Annotated in this window: 14 protein-coding genes; 6 read left to right on the top strand and 8 right to left on the bottom strand. The window is 70.8% G+C overall.

Annotated elements, in window-relative coordinates:
- Positions 1–113 precede the first annotated feature (113 nt).
- From ACIA6T_RS09085 to ACIA6T_RS09060, 6 genes are read left to right on the top strand one after another with little or no spacing between them, the layout of a single operon-like run.
- Positions 114–1142, top strand: a complete 1029-nt coding sequence (locus ACIA6T_RS09085; protein WP_399445900.1) for a 3-oxoacyl-ACP synthase III family protein — start codon at positions 114–116, stop codon at positions 1140–1142.
- Positions 1139–2092 (top strand): alpha/beta fold hydrolase, encoded by a 954-nt coding sequence (locus tag ACIA6T_RS09080; RefSeq protein WP_399445899.1) that lies wholly within the window; start codon positions 1139–1141, stop codon positions 2090–2092. The genes ACIA6T_RS09085 and ACIA6T_RS09080 overlap by 4 nt, the downstream gene beginning before the upstream one ends.
- The gene (locus ACIA6T_RS09075) at positions 2089–3666 is read left to right on the top strand and encodes an AMP-binding protein (protein WP_399445898.1); all 1578 of its coding nucleotides are present in this window, start codon (positions 2089–2091) and stop codon (positions 3664–3666) included. Before ACIA6T_RS09080 ends, ACIA6T_RS09075 begins: the two co-directional genes overlap by 4 nt.
- Positions 3663–4712, top strand: a complete 1050-nt coding sequence (locus ACIA6T_RS09070; RefSeq protein WP_399445897.1) for an NAD-dependent epimerase/dehydratase family protein — start codon at positions 3663–3665, stop codon at positions 4710–4712. The genes ACIA6T_RS09075 and ACIA6T_RS09070 overlap by 4 nt, the downstream gene beginning before the upstream one ends.
- The gene (locus tag ACIA6T_RS09065) at positions 4676–4936 is read left to right on the top strand and encodes an acyl carrier protein (RefSeq protein ID WP_399445896.1); all 261 of its coding nucleotides are present in this window, start codon (positions 4676–4678) and stop codon (positions 4934–4936) included. Before ACIA6T_RS09070 ends, ACIA6T_RS09065 begins: the two co-directional genes overlap by 37 nt.
- Positions 4933–6156 carry a beta-ketoacyl-[acyl-carrier-protein] synthase family protein gene (locus ACIA6T_RS09060; protein ID WP_399445895.1) on the top strand — a complete coding sequence of 408 codons (1224 nt, stop codon included), beginning with the start codon at positions 4933–4935 and terminating at the stop codon, positions 6154–6156. Before ACIA6T_RS09065 ends, ACIA6T_RS09060 begins: the two co-directional genes overlap by 4 nt.
- 18 nt (positions 6157–6174) lie before the next feature.
- Here ACIA6T_RS09060 and ACIA6T_RS09055 read toward each other — a convergent pair whose 3' ends face one another.
- The 8 genes from ACIA6T_RS09055 to ACIA6T_RS09020 form a co-directional block, all read right to left on the bottom strand.
- Positions 6175–7692 (bottom strand): amino acid permease, encoded by a 1518-nt coding sequence (locus ACIA6T_RS09055; protein ID WP_399445894.1) that lies wholly within the window; start codon positions 7690–7692, stop codon positions 6175–6177.
- Between the two features lie 149 nt (positions 7693–7841).
- Positions 7842–9773 carry a 1-deoxy-D-xylulose-5-phosphate synthase gene (gene dxs, locus ACIA6T_RS09050; protein WP_399445893.1) on the bottom strand — a complete coding sequence of 644 codons (1932 nt, stop codon included), beginning with the start codon at positions 9771–9773 and terminating at the stop codon, positions 7842–7844.
- A 226-nt stretch (positions 9774–9999) separates the two neighbouring features.
- A complete protein-coding gene (locus ACIA6T_RS09045; RefSeq protein ID WP_399445892.1) occupies positions 10000–11292 on the bottom strand; it encodes a sugar ABC transporter permease in 1293 nt (430 codons plus the stop codon).
- Entirely contained in the window at positions 11289–12080 is a 792-nt protein-coding gene (locus tag ACIA6T_RS09040) for an ATP-binding cassette domain-containing protein (protein ID WP_030832927.1), read from the bottom strand. Before ACIA6T_RS09040 ends, ACIA6T_RS09045 begins: the two co-directional genes overlap by 4 nt.
- A gap of 185 nt (positions 12081–12265) precedes the next feature.
- Complete coding sequence (locus tag ACIA6T_RS09035) at positions 12266–13366, bottom strand: sugar ABC transporter substrate-binding protein (RefSeq protein ID WP_399445891.1); 1101 nt, start codon at positions 13364–13366, stop codon at positions 12266–12268.
- Positions 13367–13500: 134 nt separating this feature from the next.
- Positions 13501–14712, bottom strand: a complete 1212-nt coding sequence (locus tag ACIA6T_RS09030) for an ROK family protein (protein ID WP_399445890.1) — start codon at positions 14710–14712, stop codon at positions 13501–13503.
- A gap of 184 nt (positions 14713–14896) precedes the next feature.
- Positions 14897–15820 carry a carbohydrate ABC transporter permease gene (locus ACIA6T_RS09025; protein ID WP_399445889.1) on the bottom strand — a complete coding sequence of 308 codons (924 nt, stop codon included), beginning with the start codon at positions 15818–15820 and terminating at the stop codon, positions 14897–14899.
- Positions 15820–16746, bottom strand: coding sequence for a carbohydrate ABC transporter permease (locus ACIA6T_RS09020; protein WP_399445888.1), 927 nt, complete (start codon positions 16744–16746; stop codon positions 15820–15822). Before ACIA6T_RS09020 ends, ACIA6T_RS09025 begins: the two co-directional genes overlap by 1 nt.
- Between the last annotated feature and the right edge of the window lie 74 nt (positions 16747–16820).

Raw genomic sequence — 16820 nt, 5'->3', positions numbered from 1 at the left:
ATTGAAGCGGACCGGAGGGGACAACGAGCGGGAAAATCCATCCCATATCACTCGTTGGAGTGGACATCATTACGTATACGTCATTCCGGTGCGGCAGCGGCTACGGTGGCGCGGTGCCCGAAGCCATCCGTGCCCGTATCGCCGCCGTCTCCGCTCATCTTCCGTCCCGCTACCGGACCTTGGACGAGATCCGCGTCAAGATCACCGGGACGGGTGGCTACGCTCCGCCGCCCGGCCTGCTGGAGGATCTCACCGGGGTGCGCGGCGTCCATGTGCACGAGGACGGCGAGGACGCCTCCGACCTCGCCGTGACGGCCGCCCGCGCGGCGCTCGACGAGTCGGGGCTGAAGATCGGCGACATCGGCCTGCTGCTGTTCGCCTCGACCTCGCAGGACCTGGTCGAACCCGCCACGTCCCATCTCGTGGCCGCCAAACTGGGCGCCACGTGCCCGGTGTTCGACGTCAAGAACGCCTGCAACAGCTTCCTCAACGCCATGGAGGTGGCCGCCTCGTTCATCGAGACCGGCCGCTGCCGCACGGTCCTCATCGCCTGCGGTGAACCCTCCACCCTGGCCACCCGCTGGCACCTCCCCGGCCGGGAGGACCTGCTGAGGGCCCTGCCCGGCTACACCGCCTCCGACGCCGGCGCCGCGATGGTGCTCACCGCGGGCCCCGCGGGTGACGGCGATCCCGGCATCCTGGCCCAGCGGTTCGTCAGCAACTCCGCCGCCTGGAACGCCTGCACCGTGTCCGGCGGGGGGAGCATGCACCACCTCTCCGTCCACGACGACCACACCACCCTGCGGCTGAACGGGGACCTGCGCCGGGCCGCGCTCGACGTGCTCCCCCGGATCCTGGACACCGCCGGGGAGGGACTCGAGGCGGCACGTTCCGGCGCCTACGCCTTCATCGCCTTCCACCAGATCGCCATGCCGCAGTACCGCGAGGTGATCGACTGGTTCTCCCTCCCCGAGGACCGCTGCCTGCCCGCGGTGGCCGAGCACGGGAACTGCGCGGCGGCCTCCCTCCCCCTGCAACTGGTCAAGGCGCGGGAGGCCGACCGCATCGAGAGCGGGGACCTGGTGGCGATGATCGGCCTGGCCAGTGGTTTCAGCTTCGGCCTGGCTCTCGTACGGTGGTGACCGCCCGGGCCGTGGACACCCCGGCCCTCGCCCCCGTACCGGATCCCGCCGCGCTGGAGCGGCTGATGCCGGGCTACCCCGCGCCCCGGCACTGGCGGCGCGTGCCGGTCACCGGGCAGCACTATCTCGATCTCGGCTCCGGGCAGCCGGTGCTGTTCCTGCACGGCAACCCGTCGTGGAGCTACGTCTGGCGGGGGCTGCTGCACCGGCTCTCCCCGCACGCCCGCTGCCTGGCACCGGACCTGCCGGGTTTCGGACTGTCCCGGCACCTGCGGCCGGCGGACGGGGTCCCGGACCCCTACGAGGCCCAACTGGAGGGCCTGGACGGCCTCTACCGCCATCTGGTGCGGGACGAGGGGCTGCCCGAGCGGGGCTGGACGTTCGTCCTGCACGACTGGGGCGGCCCGCTCGGTGCCGCCTGGGCCCTGCGGAACCCGGGTGTGGTGGCCCGGCTGGCCTTCTGCAACACCGTGGCCTTCCCCTTCCCGGACGGCTTCCGGCTGCCGTTCCACCTGCGGTGGATCCGTGACCACCGGCCGGTCGCCGAACTCGTCCACGCCACCAACGCGTTCGCCCGCGTCGCCGTGCGCGCCGGAGTCCACCGCCCGCTGCTCACGGCCGAACGCCGGGCCTATCTACGGCCCTGTGCCCGCCGCGCGGAGCGCCGGGCGGTCACCGACGCCGTCCGGGCGATCCCCCGCGGCCCCGCGGACCCGGCGTGGCGGCTGCTCGAACCTCCCGGCGGCGGGGCCGGCCTGTCGGAGCTGCCGCTGCTCATCGGCTGGGGCATGCGCGATCCCGTCTTCACCCCGGCCCTGCTGGAGGAGTGGGTCCGCCGCCATCCCCACGCCGTCGTCCACCGCTTCCCCGACGCCGGGCACTTCGTGATGGAGGACGCCGGCGCCGAACTGGGCGACCGCATCCGTGACTTCCTCCAGGAGGCACCATGACCGCCACCGTCCCCGGCATCGCCGCACGCCTGACCGACGGACCCGACGCCGTCGCCCTCGTCGAATGCCGTAAGGGAACCTCCCGGACGACCGGTCGCGGCGAGCTGGTGCGGCGCTGCCACCGCCTCGCGCAGGCCCTGCGCGAGGCGGGCGTCCGGCCCGGTCACAAGGCCGTCGTGATGACCCGCGACGCCCACGACCTCACCGCCGTCTCGTACGCCCTCGGTGTCCTCGGCGCCGTCCCCGTGCTGATCGAACCGCGCGCCGAGGTCGGCCGCTGCCTGCGGGACGTCGCCCCGGACGTCTTCGTCGGGGAGCCGCTGGCCCACCTCGGGCGCCGGGCCCTGGGATGGGGCCGCCCCCACGTACGGATCCCCCTGGTCACCGGTCCCGCGCCGCTCCCCCTGGGACGGCGGCTGGCCACCCGCGCACCGGCCGGTGACACCCCGGCCCCGCGGGTGCGGGAGTCCGACGGCGACGAGCCGGCCCTCATCGCCTTCACGTCCGGCTCCACCGGACGGCCCAAGGGCGCGGAGTACCGCCACACCACCCTGGCCGGGCAGCTCGACGCGCTGACCGCGCTGATGGCCCCCCGGCCCGACGACGTACTGCTCGCCGGGTTCCTGCCGGTCGCGCTGCTCGGTCCGCTGCTCGGCGTGACCACCGTCGTCCCGGCGGTGAACCACCTGGCCCCGGCCCGCACGGCGCCGGAGGAACTCGTCGGGCCGATCCTGGAACACCGGGCGAGCATCGTCCTGGCGTCACCCGCCGTGCTCACCCTGATCGCCCGTCACTGCGCCCGCCACGGCGTCACCCTGCCCTCGGTCCGGCAGGTCCTGTCCTTCGGCGCCCCGCTGCGCGTCCGCCTCGCCGACGCCCTGCGCGGGGCCGTGCCGGACGACGCCGAGATCCTCAGCGTCTACGGTGCCACGGAGTGCCTGCCCGTCTCCGCGATCCACGACCACGAGCTACGGGCCTCGCGCACCGCGCCGCCCGCCGGGCACGCGGGCACCTGTCTGGGCCGGCCGCTGCCCGGCGTCCGCGCCCGGATCCTGGACGCCGACGCCACCGGGCTCGGCGAGATCGCCGTCACCGGCCCCACCGTCAGCCCCGCCTACCACGCGCGCCCCGACGCCGACGCCGCCGCCAAGAGCGACACCGGCCACGGTGTGCTGCACCGCACCGGGGACCTCGGCCGGCTCGACGACGAGGGCCGGCTGTGGTTCCTCGGCCGCAAGGCCCACCTGGTCACCGGCACCGGCTTCACCCTGACCACCGAGGACATCGAGGCCGCGGCGGACACCGCCCCCGGCATCCGGCGCACCGCCCTGGTCGGGGTCGGCACGGCCGTGTGCCAACTGCCCGTGCTGTGCGTGGAGCCCCTGCCGTCCACCCCGCGTGCCGCCGCCCTGGCGGCCGTGCGCGCCGTCCTGAAGGACCATCCGGACGGGCACCGCGTCGGCGCCCTGCTGATCCGTCCCGGTTTTCCCACCGACCCCCGGCACAACTCCAAGATCGACCGCATGCGGCTGGCCGGCTGGGCCGCGAAGCGCCTGCGCGGGAGGGTCCGATGAAGGTACTGGTCACCGGCGGGAGCGGCTTCCTCGGTCTGGAGATCTGCCGGCAACTGAGCGCACGGGGCGACGTCGTCTCCTCCCTGGGCCGCCGCCCCAGCGGCGCGCTGGAGCGGCTGGGCGTCCACCAGCACCTGGGGGACCTCGCCGACGCCGCCGCGGTCTCGCGTGCCGTCGCCGGGTGCGACGCCGTCGTCCACAACGCCGCGCTGGCCGGTGTCAGCGGCCCGCCGCGGCCCTACTGGGTCACCAATGTCGTCGGCACCCGCCATGTGATCGAGCAGTGCCGCGCCCATCGTGTGCGCACGCTCCTCCACACCTCGACCGCCAGTGTCGTCTTCCGGCCCGGTGGTGTGGAAGGCGTCACCGAGAGCCTTCCCCCCGTCCCCCGCCACCTGGCCGCCTACCCCGCGACCAAGGCCCGCGCCGAGGCCCTGGTGCTGACCGCGCACGGTCCGGAGCTGGCCACCGTCTCGCTGCGCCCGCACGTCATCTGGGGGCCGGGCGACCCCCATTTCGTACCCGCCCTGGCGCGTGCCGTGCGGGCCGGCCGTCTGCTGATGCCCGGCGACGGCGGCAACCTCGTCGACACCACCCACGTCCGGACCGCCGCCCACGCCCATCTGCTCGCCCTGGACCGGCTGCGGCGGTCACCGGACACGGCGGGCGGCCGCGCCTACTTCATCGGCCAGGACGACCCGCGCCCCCTGCGCGAGCTCACCCGGCACTTCCTGCGGGCCGCCGGTATCGACGCCCGCTGGTGCGCCGTACCGCCCCGGCTCGCCACCGCCGGCGCCGCGGTCGGCGACACGCTGCTGCGCGCGGTCCGCAGTCCCCGCACCCACGCCCTGAGCCGCTTCCTGGTCGCGGAACTGCTGCATCCGCACTGGTTCGACCTCACCGCCGCCCGCCGCGACCTGGGCTTCGAGCCGCCGGTCGGATTCGACGCCGGTATCGCGGAGCTCACCCGGCTCACCCTGTCCGCCCCGAACGACAGCGAGGAAACCCCGTGCCGGACACCTACGACGCCGTCCGCTCCATCCTGACCGGCGCCTTCCGGGTCCCGGAGGACGAGATCCGGCCCCAGCGCACACTGGAGCGACTGGACCTGGACTCCCTGGCCCTGACGGAGCTGGTGCTCATCCTCCACGAACGCTTCGGGGTGCGGATCAGCAACGAGGACCTCTCCCGCGACACGACCCTCGCGCAGGTCGTCGACCACCTGGACGCGCTGCTCGCGGACGGCACGAGCACGGCGGCACCGTCGTGACCGATCCCGTCGCCGTCACCGGTCTCGGCCTGGTCACCCCCGCCGGAGAGGACGCCGACGCCACCTGGGACGGGGTCTGCCGCGGGGCGGGCACCGCGTCCCGCGACCCGGCGCCGGCCGGCCTGCCCGTGGACTTCTCCTGCCGCGTCCCCCTGTCGCGCGACGCCCTGGACCGGCGCGTCGGGCGCACCGCCTGGCGCATGTCACGCAACGCCGTACTGGCGGTACTCGCCGCCCGTGAGGCGGTGCACGACGCCGGCCTCGATCCCCGGACGTGGGACGGCGAGCGGGTCGCCGTCGTCATCGGCTGCGGGATGGGGGCGGGCGCGGAACGCGAGGAACAGGCCGGGCGCCTGCGGGAACTGGGCGCCGACATGGTCTCCGCGCTCACCGTCCCCCAGATCATCCCGAACATGGCGGCCGGAGAGGTCTCCATCGATCTCGGGGCCCGCGGCCCCGGCCTCGCCCCGGCCACCGCCTGCGCCTCGGGTGCCACCGCGGTCGCCGTGGCCCGCGACCTCCTGGTCTCCGGCCGGTGCGACGTCGCGGTGGCCGGGGCCACCGAAGCCGCCGTCACCCCGCTGACGGTCGCCGGCTTCTGGCGTGCGGGCACCCTGTCCCGGCGCACCGGCGAGCCCACCGGCGCGTCCCGGCCCTTCGCCGCCGACCGTGACGGCTTCGTCCTGGCGGAAGGCGCGGGCGTCGTCGTACTGGAACGGACCGGGGACGCGGCCGCCCGCGGTGCGCGCGTCCGTGCCCGGCTGGTGGGCTGCGGCAGCACCTCGGACGCCCACCACCCCACCGCGCCCGCCCCGGACGCCAGGGGTGCGGAGGCGGCGCTGCGCACCGCCCTGGCGGACGCGGGCCTGTCTCCGCGCGACGTCGACCACGTCAACGCCCACGGCACCTCCACTCCGCTGGGCGACGCCGCCGAGGCGGCCCTGATCACCCGGGTGCTGCCGCACCGTCCCAGCGTCACCGCGCCCAAGGGCGTACTCGGCCACAGCCTGGGTGCGGCGGGTGCCGTCGAGGCGGCGCTGACCGTGCTCACCCTTCAGCACGGCACGGTGCCGCCGGTCGCGAACCTGGACACCCCGGCACCGGGGTTCGACATCGACTGCGTGACCGAGGAGCCCCGCCGACAGGACGTCCGTACCGCCGTCAGTCACTCCTTCGGCTTCGGCGGGCACAACGTCGTCCTCGTTCTGGCCAAAGCCTGACGGCGGGCCCGTGCCGGTTCAGCGGGACGGTGGGGCGGGCGGGGTGGCGGCCGGTTCCTCGTCGTGGCCCGGGGCCAGGCGGCTGTGGCCGCGGCTGTAGAGGAAGTAGACGACGACGCCGATCGCCATCCAGATGCCGAAGCGGACCCAGGTCTCGGCGGGCAGGTTCAGCATCAGCCACAGGGACGCGGCGACCGACACGATCGGCAGGACCGGCACCCAGGGGGTGCGGAACGAGCGGTGCAGGTCGGGCCGGGTCCTGCGGAGGACGATCACGCCGATCGCGACGATGACGAAGGCGAACAGGGTGCCGATGTTCACCAGCGCGGCGAGCTCGTTCAGCGGGGTGAAGCCGGCGAGGACCGCGATGAGGACGCCGAGCAGGATGGTCGGCCGGTGCGGGGTCCTGAACCGGGGGTGGACCCGGGAGAAGAACCGGGGCAGCAGTCCGTCGCGGCTCATCGCGAAGAAGACCCGGGTCTGGCCGAGCAGCAGGATCATGCAGACGGTCGTCAGGCCGACGGCGGCGCCGAAGCTGATGAAGCCCGCGAACCAGGGATGCCCGGTGGCCTTGAAGGCGTCGGCCAGCGGGGCGTCCACGGACAGCTCCCGGTAGTTCTGCATACCGGTGACGACGATCGACACCAGCACGTACAGCGTGGTGCAGATGAAGAGGGAGCCGAGGATGCCGCGGGGCATGTCGCGCTGCGGGTTCTTGGTCTCCTCGGCGGCCGTGGCGACGATGTCGAAGCCGATGAAGGCGAAGAACACCACCGAGGCGGCGGTGAAGATGCCCATCACGCCGAAGTTGGCCGGGGCCCAGCCGAACATGAGCTGGATGAGCGGGGCGTCGAGGCTCTGGCCGGCGGGCACGGGCTTGGAGTCCGGGATGAACGGGTCGTAGTTGTCGGCGGTGATGAAGAAGGCACCCGCGATGATCACCACGAGGACCACGGTCACCTTGATGGCGACGACGACCGAGGTGACGCGGGCGGACAGCTTCATGCCGAGGACGAGGATGCCGGTGAGCACCAGCACCAGGGCGGCGGCGAGGATGTCGAACCCGAAGACGTCGGAGCCCTCGCGGCTGCCCAGCGCCGCGGGCATCTCCCAGCCCGCGTTGGCCATGAGCGACTGGATGTAGCCCGACCAGCCGACGGCCACCACCGCCGTGCCGAGCGCGAACTCCAGGACCAGGTCCCAGCCGATGATCCAGGCCGGCAGCTCACCCAGGGAGGCGTACGAGAACGTGTAGGCGGAGCCCGCCACCGGGACGGTGGAGGCGAACTCGGCGTAGCAGAGCGCGGCGAGCGCGCAGACGACACCGGCCACGACGAAGGCCAGGGCCGTGGCCGGCCCGGCGTTGTCCTTGGCGACCGTACCGGTGAGGACGAAGATGCCGGTGCCGATGATGACACCGACGCCGAAGACGGTCAGGTCCAGCGCGGAGAGGGACTTCTTGAGCGCGTGCTCGGGTTCCTCGGTGTCGCGGATGGACTGCTCCACCTTCTTCGTCCGGAAGAGCGGGCTTGTCACGGGTACCTCCCACGCTTGTCGTCCTCGACATGATCGAGAGGGGGCGTAGCTCGTATGCCCCGGCGCGGGCGCTTTCACGCAGACGGGCCGCGCGCGCCACTCTTCACAGTGGCACGGGCGGCCCGTCCGGGCGACGCGTGAGGCGTGGGTCAGTCGCGGGCCGGCTCCACCGAGCCGACCGCGTCGGCGGCGGACCGCTCGTACCTGCCGTCGAGCTTCGCCACCAGGCCGGTGACCTGGCGGGCGATGTCGGGGGCGGTCAGTCCGATCTCGGCCATGACCTCGGCGCGCGAGGCGTGGTCGAGGAAGCGCGGCGGGATGCCGAAGTCGCGCAGCGGTACGTCCACGCCGGCGTCGCGCAGGGCCTGGGCGACCGCGGAGCCGACGCCGCCGACGCGCGAGTTGTCCTCGACGGTGACGACCACGCGGTGCTTCTCGGCGAGCGGGGCCATGGCCTCGTCGACGGGCTTGACCCAGCGCGGGTCGACGACGGTGGTGGAGATGCCCTGCCGGTCGAGCAGGGCGGCGATCTCCAGGCACATCGGCGCGAGGGCGCCCACGGAGACCAGCAGCACGTCGGGGGCGTCGGTGCCGGGCTCGCGCAGGACGTCCATGCCGCCGACGCGGCCCACGGCGGGCACGGCGGGGCCGACGGCGCCCTTGGAGAAGCGCACCACGGTGGGGGCGTCCTCCACGGCGACGGCCTCGCGGAGCTGGGCGCGCACCTGGTCGGCGTCGCGCGGGGCGGCGAGCCGCAGCCCGGGGACGACCTGGAGGATCGACATGTCCCACATGCCGTTGTGGGAGGCGCCGTCGGTGCCGGTGACACCGGCCCGGTCGAGCACGAACGTCACGCCGCACTTGTGCAGGGCCACGTCCATGAGCACCTGGTCGAAGGCGCGGTTGAGGAAGGTGGCGTACACGGCGAAGACGGGGTGCACCCCGGCGTGGGCGAGGCCGGCCGCGGAGACGGCGCCGTGCTGCTCGGCGATGCCGACGTCGTAGACCCGGTCGGGGAAGCGCTTGGCGAACTTGTCGAGGCCGACCGGCTGGAGCATGGCCGCGGTGATGGCGACGACGTCCTCGCGCTCCTCGCCGAGCTTGACCATCTCCTCGCCGAAGACACTCGTCCAGTCGGCGCCGGAGCTGGCGATCGGCAGGCCCGTGTCGGGGTGGATCCTGCCGACGGCGTGGAAGCGGTCGGCCTCGTCCTGGAGGGCGGGCTGGTAGCCGCGGCCCTTCTCCGTGAGGCAGTGCACGATCACCGGGCCGCCGAACCGCTTGGCGCGGGCCAGGGCGGACTCCAGGGCCTCGATGTCGTGGCCGTCGATGGGTCCGACGTACTTCAGGCCGAGGTCCTCGAACATGCCCTGCGGGGCGATGAAGTCCTTCAGGCCCTTCTTGGCGCCGTGCAGCGTGTCGAAGAGGGGTTTGCCGACGACCGGGGTGCGCTCCAGGAGGTCCTTGGTGCGGGTCAGGAAGCGCTCGTAGCCGTCGGTGGTGCGCAGGGTCGCGAGGTGGTTGGCGAGGCCGCCGATGGTGGGCGAGTAGGAGCGCTCGTTGTCGTTGACGACGATGACGAGCGGGCGGTCCTTGGCGTCGGCGATGTTGTTCAGCGCCTCCCAGGCCATGCCGCCGGTCAGCGCGCCGTCGCCGATGACCGCGACGACGTGGCTGTCGCGCTTCTTGATCTGGTTGGCCTTGGCGATGCCGTCGGCCCAGCCGAGGACGGTGGAGGCGTGGCTGTTCTCGATGACGTCGTGCTCGGACTCGGCCTGCGAGGGGTAGCCGGACAGGCCGCCCTTCATCTTCAGCTTGGAGAAGTCCTGCCTGCCGGTCAGCAGCTTGTGGACGTAGGACTGGTGGCCGGTGTCCCAGAGCACCTTGTCCTTGGGGGACTCGAAGACCCGGTGCAGGGCGATGGTGAGCTCCACCACACCGAGGTTGGGGCCGAGGTGGCCGCCGGTCTTGGAGACCGCGTCGACGAGGAAGGTCCGGATCTCCCCGGCCAGCCGGTCGAGCTCCTCCAGGCCGAGCCGGTCCAGATCGCGCGGTCCCCTGATGCGGGTCAGCAGCGGCACCCGTGCCTCCTTGCAGTAGAGCTGATCGAGCTGTTGCCGGGCGGGTCGAGTCTAATGTTCCGCCCGGCAGGAACGACTCCGGGCGGTGCGTCGTACATCACCCGGTCAGCAGTACCCATAAACACAGAACTGTTGCCCGGCGCCTAAAGGGCACCGGGCAACAGCAACGTACTTCAGGGGCGCGGGGAACTGCGCGACAAGCCACAGCGCACCCGCAGCAGAAACACTAGGCGCGCCCAGCCGTCTTCTGCGTCTTACGAGTGACCGCGTCGATGACGACGGTAGCCAGCAGCACACCACCGGTGATCATGTACTGGACCGGCGAGGCGATGCCCTCCAGCGCCAGCCCGTACGTGATCGAGATGATCACCATCACACCGAGCAGCGCGTCCCACGTACGGCCACGACCGCCGAAGAGCGACGTACCACCGATGACCGCCGCGGCGATGACGTTCATCAGGAACTCACCGGTACCCGCGCCCTGGTTGGCGGAGGCGATCTTCGACGCGACGAACAGGCCGCCGATCGCGGCGAACGTGCCGGCGATCGCGAAGACCGAGATGCGGACCATCTCGACGTTGATACCGGCACGGCGGGACGCCTCGACGCTGCCGCCGAGCGCGAAGACCTTGCGGCCGTACGCGGTGCGGCGCAGCACGAAGTCCGTGAGCACCAGGAACGCCAGGAAGATCACCACGGCCAGCGGCAGGCCCTTGTACTGGTTGAAGACGATCGCGGCGGCGAAGGCCAGGATCGCGAGCAGTACGGTCCGCACGATGAGCTCGTTCAGCGGGCGGGAGGGCACACCGGCGGCCTCGCGGCGCCGGTTGTCGAAGAACGCGGTGACGAAGTAGCCCACGGTCACGACGAGCGCCAGGCCGTAGGCGGCGGCCACGTCCGAGAAGTAGTAGCTGGTCAGCTTGACGACCAGGCCCTCGGAGTCGAGGTTGATGGTGCCGTTGTCGCCGAGGATCTGCAGCATGAAGCCCTGCCAGAACAGCAGTCCGGCCAGCGTCACGGCGAAGGCCGGGACGCCGATGCGGGCGAAGATGACGCCGTGGATGGCGCCGGCCACCGTGCCGGTGAGGATCGCCAGCACCAGGGCCAGCACCTCGTTCATCCCGTGCGTGACGTTCATGACCGCGAAGGCCGCGCCCGCGACACCGCTGACCGAGCCGACCGACAGGTCGATCTCGCCGAGCAGCAGGACGAAGACGATGCCGACGGCGATCATGCCCGTGCCGACCATGGCGACGGACATGTCGGAGAAGTTGCCGGCGGTGAGGAAGTTGGAGTTCAGGCTGGTGAAGATCGCCCAGATGATCAGCAGGCCGACCACGACGGGGATGGAGCCGAGGTCACCGGCCTTCATCTTCCGCTTGAACTCGTTGAGGTAACCCGCGAAGCCCTGTTCGCGCACCAGCAGCCGGGGGTCGACCGCGGCGACGGCCGCGGTGGCCGCCTCGGGGTTCTCGACGGCGTGGTCCTCGGTGGGGGTGGAGGTCTTTTCGGTGCTCACTTCTTGATCTCCCCATTGGTGCGCGCCGCACGACGGGTCACGGCGTTGTCCGTGGCGCCCGTGATGGCGGAGATGATCTCTTCCTGCGAGGTCGACTTGACCTCGAAGACGCCGTTGTTGCGCCCGAGGCGCAGGACGGCGACCTTGTCCGCCACGGCCTTCACATCGGCCATGTTGTGGCTGATGAGGATGACGGCGTGGCCGCGCTCGCGCAGCCGCTCGACCAGGTCGAGGACCTGCGCGGTCTGCTCGACGCCGAGGGCGGCGGTGGGCTCGTCCAGGATCACCAGCTTGGGCTCGCCGAGCATGGACCGGGCGATGGCCACGACCTGGCGCTGACCGCCGGAGAGGGAGGCGATCGGGATGCGGACGCTGGGGATGCGGATCGACAGGGTGTCGAGGAGCTCGCGGGAGCGGCGCTCCATCTCCACCTCGTCCAGGACTCCGCGCCTGCGGATCTCCCGGCCCAGGTAGAGGTTGCCGACGACGTCGATGTTGTCGCACAGCGCGAGGTCCTGGTAGACCGTCGCGATGCCCAGGTTCTGGGCGTCGTGCGGCTTGCTGATCTGGACGGCCTTGCCGTCCCACTCGATGGATCCCTCATCGATGGGATGCACGCCGGCGATCGTCTTGACCAGCGTGGACTTTCCGGCGCCGTTGTCGCCCACCAGGGCGACCACCTCACCGGCGTGGACCTCAAGCTCTACGTCGGTGAGCGCCTGGACGGCACCGAAACGCTTGGAGACCCCGCGCAACGCCAGCACGGGCGTAGCGGACACGTGAACCATCTCCTTCGCCGCCTGACCCGGCGGGAGGTTGTGCAGAAGTTTCTGAGGGGGGGTGTTCCGTCCGGCGCCCCGCGTAGCTTGCGGGGCTGATGTGTGCGGGGCGCCGGCGGAGCGTGTGGCAGTCGGTCCCGTGCGGGGAGTCCGGGTCACGGACTCCCCGAGGCATCACGGGAGTTGGGGACTGCTTACTTGAGGCCGATCTTGTCGCAGGCGGCCTTGTACTTGTCCGTGCAGATCTCCTGGACGGTGTAGATGCCGTCCTTGATCACGGTGTCGTTGATGTTGTCCTGGGTCAGCGAGACGACCGGGACGATCACGGACGGGACGGCCTTGGTGGTGGGGCTGTCGACCTTCTCCTTGGCGAGGGAGTCGAGCGACTTGCCCTGGGCCAGCAGCACGGCCATCTCCGCGGCCACGTCGGCCTCCTGCGGGTACGGCTTGTAGACGCTCATGTACTGCTCACCGGTGACGATGCGCTGCACACCCGCGAGCTCGGCGTCCTGGCCGGTGACGGGGACGTCCTTCAGGCCCGCGGCCTTGAGGGCGGTGATGATGCCGCCCGCCATGCCGTCGTTGGCGGAGTAGACGCCGACGATCTTGTCCTTGCCGAGGGCGGAGATGGCGCCCTCCATGTTGGCGTTGGCGTTCTCCGGCTTCCACTCCTTGGTGTCGTACTCGCGGCCGACCTTCACCTTGCCGTCGAGGACGGAGTGCGCGCCCTGCTTGAACATGGCGGCGTTCGGGTCGGTGGAGGAGCCGTTCATCATGACGATCTGGCCGTCCTTGGCCTTGTCGCCGAGCGCCTCGAGCAGGGCCTCGCCCTGGGTCTTGCCGACGGTCACGTTGTCGAACGAGGTGTAGGCGTCGATCGGGCCCTCGGCGAGGCGGTCGTAGGCGACGACCGGGATGCCGGCGTCCTTGGCCTTCTTCACCGAGCCGGCGATGGCCTTGGCGTCCACCGCGTCCACGATGAGCACGTCCACCTTGTTGGTGATCATCGTGTCGACCTGCTGGTTCTGCAGGCTGGCGTCCTGCTTGGCGTTGGCGTAGACGACCTCGCCCTTGTTGTTCGTGAGCTCCTTGACCTTCTTCTCGATCAAGGGCTTGTCGAGCTTCTCGTACCGCGCGGTCTGGTTCTCCGGCAGGAGCAGGCCGACCTTGATGTCATCGCCCTTGGCGGCGGAGTCACCGGAGTCCTTCTTGTCGCCCGACTCGGCGGCGCTGCCACAAGCGGCGAGCGAGATGGCCATCGCACCGGCGGCGACGGCAAAGGCAGCACGACGCATACGCGTGTTCACTTCTACAAACCTCCCTGACGAGGCCGCGTCGTTGCGGCCGAGGTGGCTGGAAGTCAACTCGGCCACACGTGCGACGTCAAGAAGTAAATCCTTAACGAGATGGCAACGGTGCCATCCGTTCTCTAAGTGAAGGCAGGTGTCGCCACGGTGAGCGACCCGGTCGCGGTGCCGTCCAAAAGGGTCGAATCGCCCATCTCGCTCAGTGCGAGGGCGAGCGCTCCGAGCACCTCCGCACGACCCCCAAGTGCCCCGGGGAGAACGGACAGTTGACGCGCCGCACTGGGGATCGCATAGCGGCCGACGGACTCCCGGATCGGCCCGAGCACCAGCTCACCGGCCTCGGCGAGATCACCGCCGAGGACCACCCGGCTCGGGTTCAGCAGGTTGCAGAGATTGGCGACTCCACTGCCGATGTGGCGGCCGACGTCGGCGATCACCCGACGGCAGCCGGGGTCCCCGTCCCGCGCCAGCCGCACGACGCCCTCCATCGTGAGGTCGGTACCGTGACCGGGCTGGAGCAGCGGGAGCACATAGCGCGCGGCCGTGAAGGTCTCCAGGCAGCCGCGGTTGCCGCAGCGGCAGACGGGGCCGGACTCGTCGAGTGTAATATGTCCGATTTCGCCCGCGGTGCCGCCCGGGCCGCGATAGATCTTGCCGTCGATCACCAGACCGGCGCCGACGCCGCTGGCGACCTTGATGTACGCCAGGTCGCGCACGCCCCGGCCGCTGCCCCAGACCATCTCGCCGAGGGCGCCGAGGTTGGCGTCGTTGTCCACGTGCACCGGCACGCCGAGCCGCCCCCGCAGCTCCTCGGCGGGCCTGGTGCCGGTCCAGCCGGGCAGGATCGCGGTCGAGCCCAGGGTCCCGGACTCCACGTCGATCGGCCCCGGTACGCCGAGGCCCACGCCGGCGACCTTGGACGGGTCCACTCCGGTCGCCTCGATCAGCCGCTTGACCAGTTGTTCCGCCCGGTCGAAGCCCTGCGCCGCGGAGGCGTCCACGTCCAGCGGCTCGGACTCCTCGGCCAGCACCTGATGGGCGAGGTTCCCGACCGCGACCCGCAGATGGGTGTGACCGAAGTCGACCCCGATCACGATGCCGGCGTCCCCGCTCAGTGAGACGCTGCGTGCCCGGCGCCCGCCCGCCGAGGTGGGTGTGACCTCGACCGTTCCGCCGTCCTTCAGTTCCCTGACGATGTTGGAGACCGTGGCCGCGGACAGGCCGGTCGTCCTCGCGATCTCGGCCTGGGTGAGGGAACCCGCAAGACGTACTGCCCGGACGACCCGCTCCAGGTTGGCTCGGTGCAGCGACGACTGCGACCCCGGAGTCTCCACGACGACCTCCTGCGCGCGGGGGCCGCTTCGGTGAGGCCCCTCTCATGTCCAACTAGTGAACTCTAAGATGAGCCGTTCGGGTCACCTCCCGTCAAGAGGTTGAACCGTTTCCGGATGCACGGACACAGGGACACGCGCCGCTCCCAGGGGCGGGAGCGGCGCGTGCGGAAGCGGTTCCGGTGCGTTACTTCAGGGCCCCCGCGGTGAGGCCCTGCACCACCTGACGCTGGAAGACGATGTACGCGGCGAGCACGGGCAGCATCGCCATGACGAGGCCGGCGAACAGTCCGGACCAGTCGCCCTTGTAACCCTGGCTGACGGCCAGCTGCACCAGGCCCTGGGTGAGGACGTGCTTGTCCTCGTCCGTGTTGAGCACGGTGGGCAGCATGTACTGGTTCCACTGCCCCAGGAAGTTGAAAATGCCCACACTGATCAGACCGGGCTTGGCCATCGGAAGCATGATCTGGAAGAACGTCCTGGTGTGCGAGGCCCCGTCCACGAACGCGGCCTCCGCCACGGAACTGGGCAGCGTCCGGAAGAACGCGGTCAGGAAGAACACCGTGAAGGGCAGTGAGTACGCGATGTAGACCAGGATCAACCCGTGGATCGTGTTCAGCAGTCCCATGTTGTTGACGACGTAGAACAACGGGACCAGGGCGAGCATGACCGGAAAGCTCATGCCGCCGATGAACAGGTAATAGATGAAGCGGTTGCCCGGGAAATCGAAGCGGGCCAGCACATAGGCCGCCATCGAACCCAGCACGAGCGTGCCGACGAGTGAGCCGCCGACCACCAGAATGGTGTTCAGGAAGTAGTCACTCATATGGGCCTGGCTCCAGGCCCGCGACCAGTTGTCGAAGTGCAGTGTGTCCGGCAGCGACCAGGGCGAGCCGAAGATGGAGGCGTCGTCCTTGAAGGACGTCATCACCGCCCACACCAGCGGCATGACGACCATGATCGCCCAGACCACGAGAATTCCGTGCGAGAAGACATTGAGGACGGTGCCCTCTTTCTTCTCCCGCACGGGCTCGCCGCCCGGAATGCCCGCCTTGGTGACGGTGACACCGGACTCGGCCGGTACGGGGGCGGGGGGCTCGGTCGTCTTCATCAGTACTCCAGCCGCTCGCGCCGCCCCAGCTTCATCACGACGGCGGCGAAAGCCAGCGTGACGACGAGGAGGGCGACACCGATGGTGGTGGCGTAGGCGGCCTGACCGTCACGGAACGCCTTCTGGTACACGTACAGGACCATGACGGTGGTCGAGTAGTCGGGGCCGCCGGGTCCGGTCGTCATGATCTGTACGACTGCGAACGACTCGGCGCCCAGGGCGAGGATGCCCATGTACACCCAGCCGGACTGCACGGTGTCCCACAGCAGCGGCAGCGTGACGCGGAAGAAGGTGGTCACGCGGTTGGCGCCGTCGAGCAGCGCGGCCTCGTACAGATCCGCCGGGATGGACGCCATACCCGCGGAGAACAGGACCACGAAGAATCCGACCGTGGACCAGACGAGCACCCCCATCACGGCCCACAGGGCGAGGTCCGGATCACCCAGCCACAGCGGCTGGACGTCGTCGAGCCCGACCGCCCGCAGCACCGAGTTGATCGCACCGCTGTCCGGGTTGTACGCGAACGCGAACATCAGGGCGACGATGGCGATCGAGAGCACCTGCGGGAAGAAGTAGACGATCTTGTAGAACGCGGAGCCGCGGACCCCGGAGATCACCGGGCCGCCGCGGCGCCGCCGGCCGCCCACGTTGATCATGAAGGAGAGGAACAGGGCCAGGCCGATCGTCACCACCGGCAGCAGCAGGGCGAACAACAGGCTGTGCTGCAGCGACTTCCAGAAGATGTCGTCGTCCAGCATCCGTTCGTAGTTGTCGAAGCCGACCATGGAGAAGTCGGGACTCAGACCGGTCCAGTCCGTGAAGGAGTAGTAGATCGACTGGATGAACGGCCAGATGACGAAGAGCGCGTACAGCCCCAGGGGAACCGTCAGGAACCCCACGATGAACCGGTACTTGCCGTGCTGCATTGCTACCGACCCCGATCTGCGCGCGGGTGCCGCCAGGGCCGGCCCGGTGCGTGCGCGCCGGACAGGCCCTGGTG

It is taken from the genome of Streptomyces sp. NPDC051740, assembly GCF_044453165.1.
In the GTDB taxonomy this organism is placed as follows: domain Bacteria; phylum Actinomycetota; class Actinomycetes; order Streptomycetales; family Streptomycetaceae; genus Streptomyces; species Streptomyces atrovirens.
This window is presented reverse-complemented; position numbering and strand designations above follow the sequence as displayed.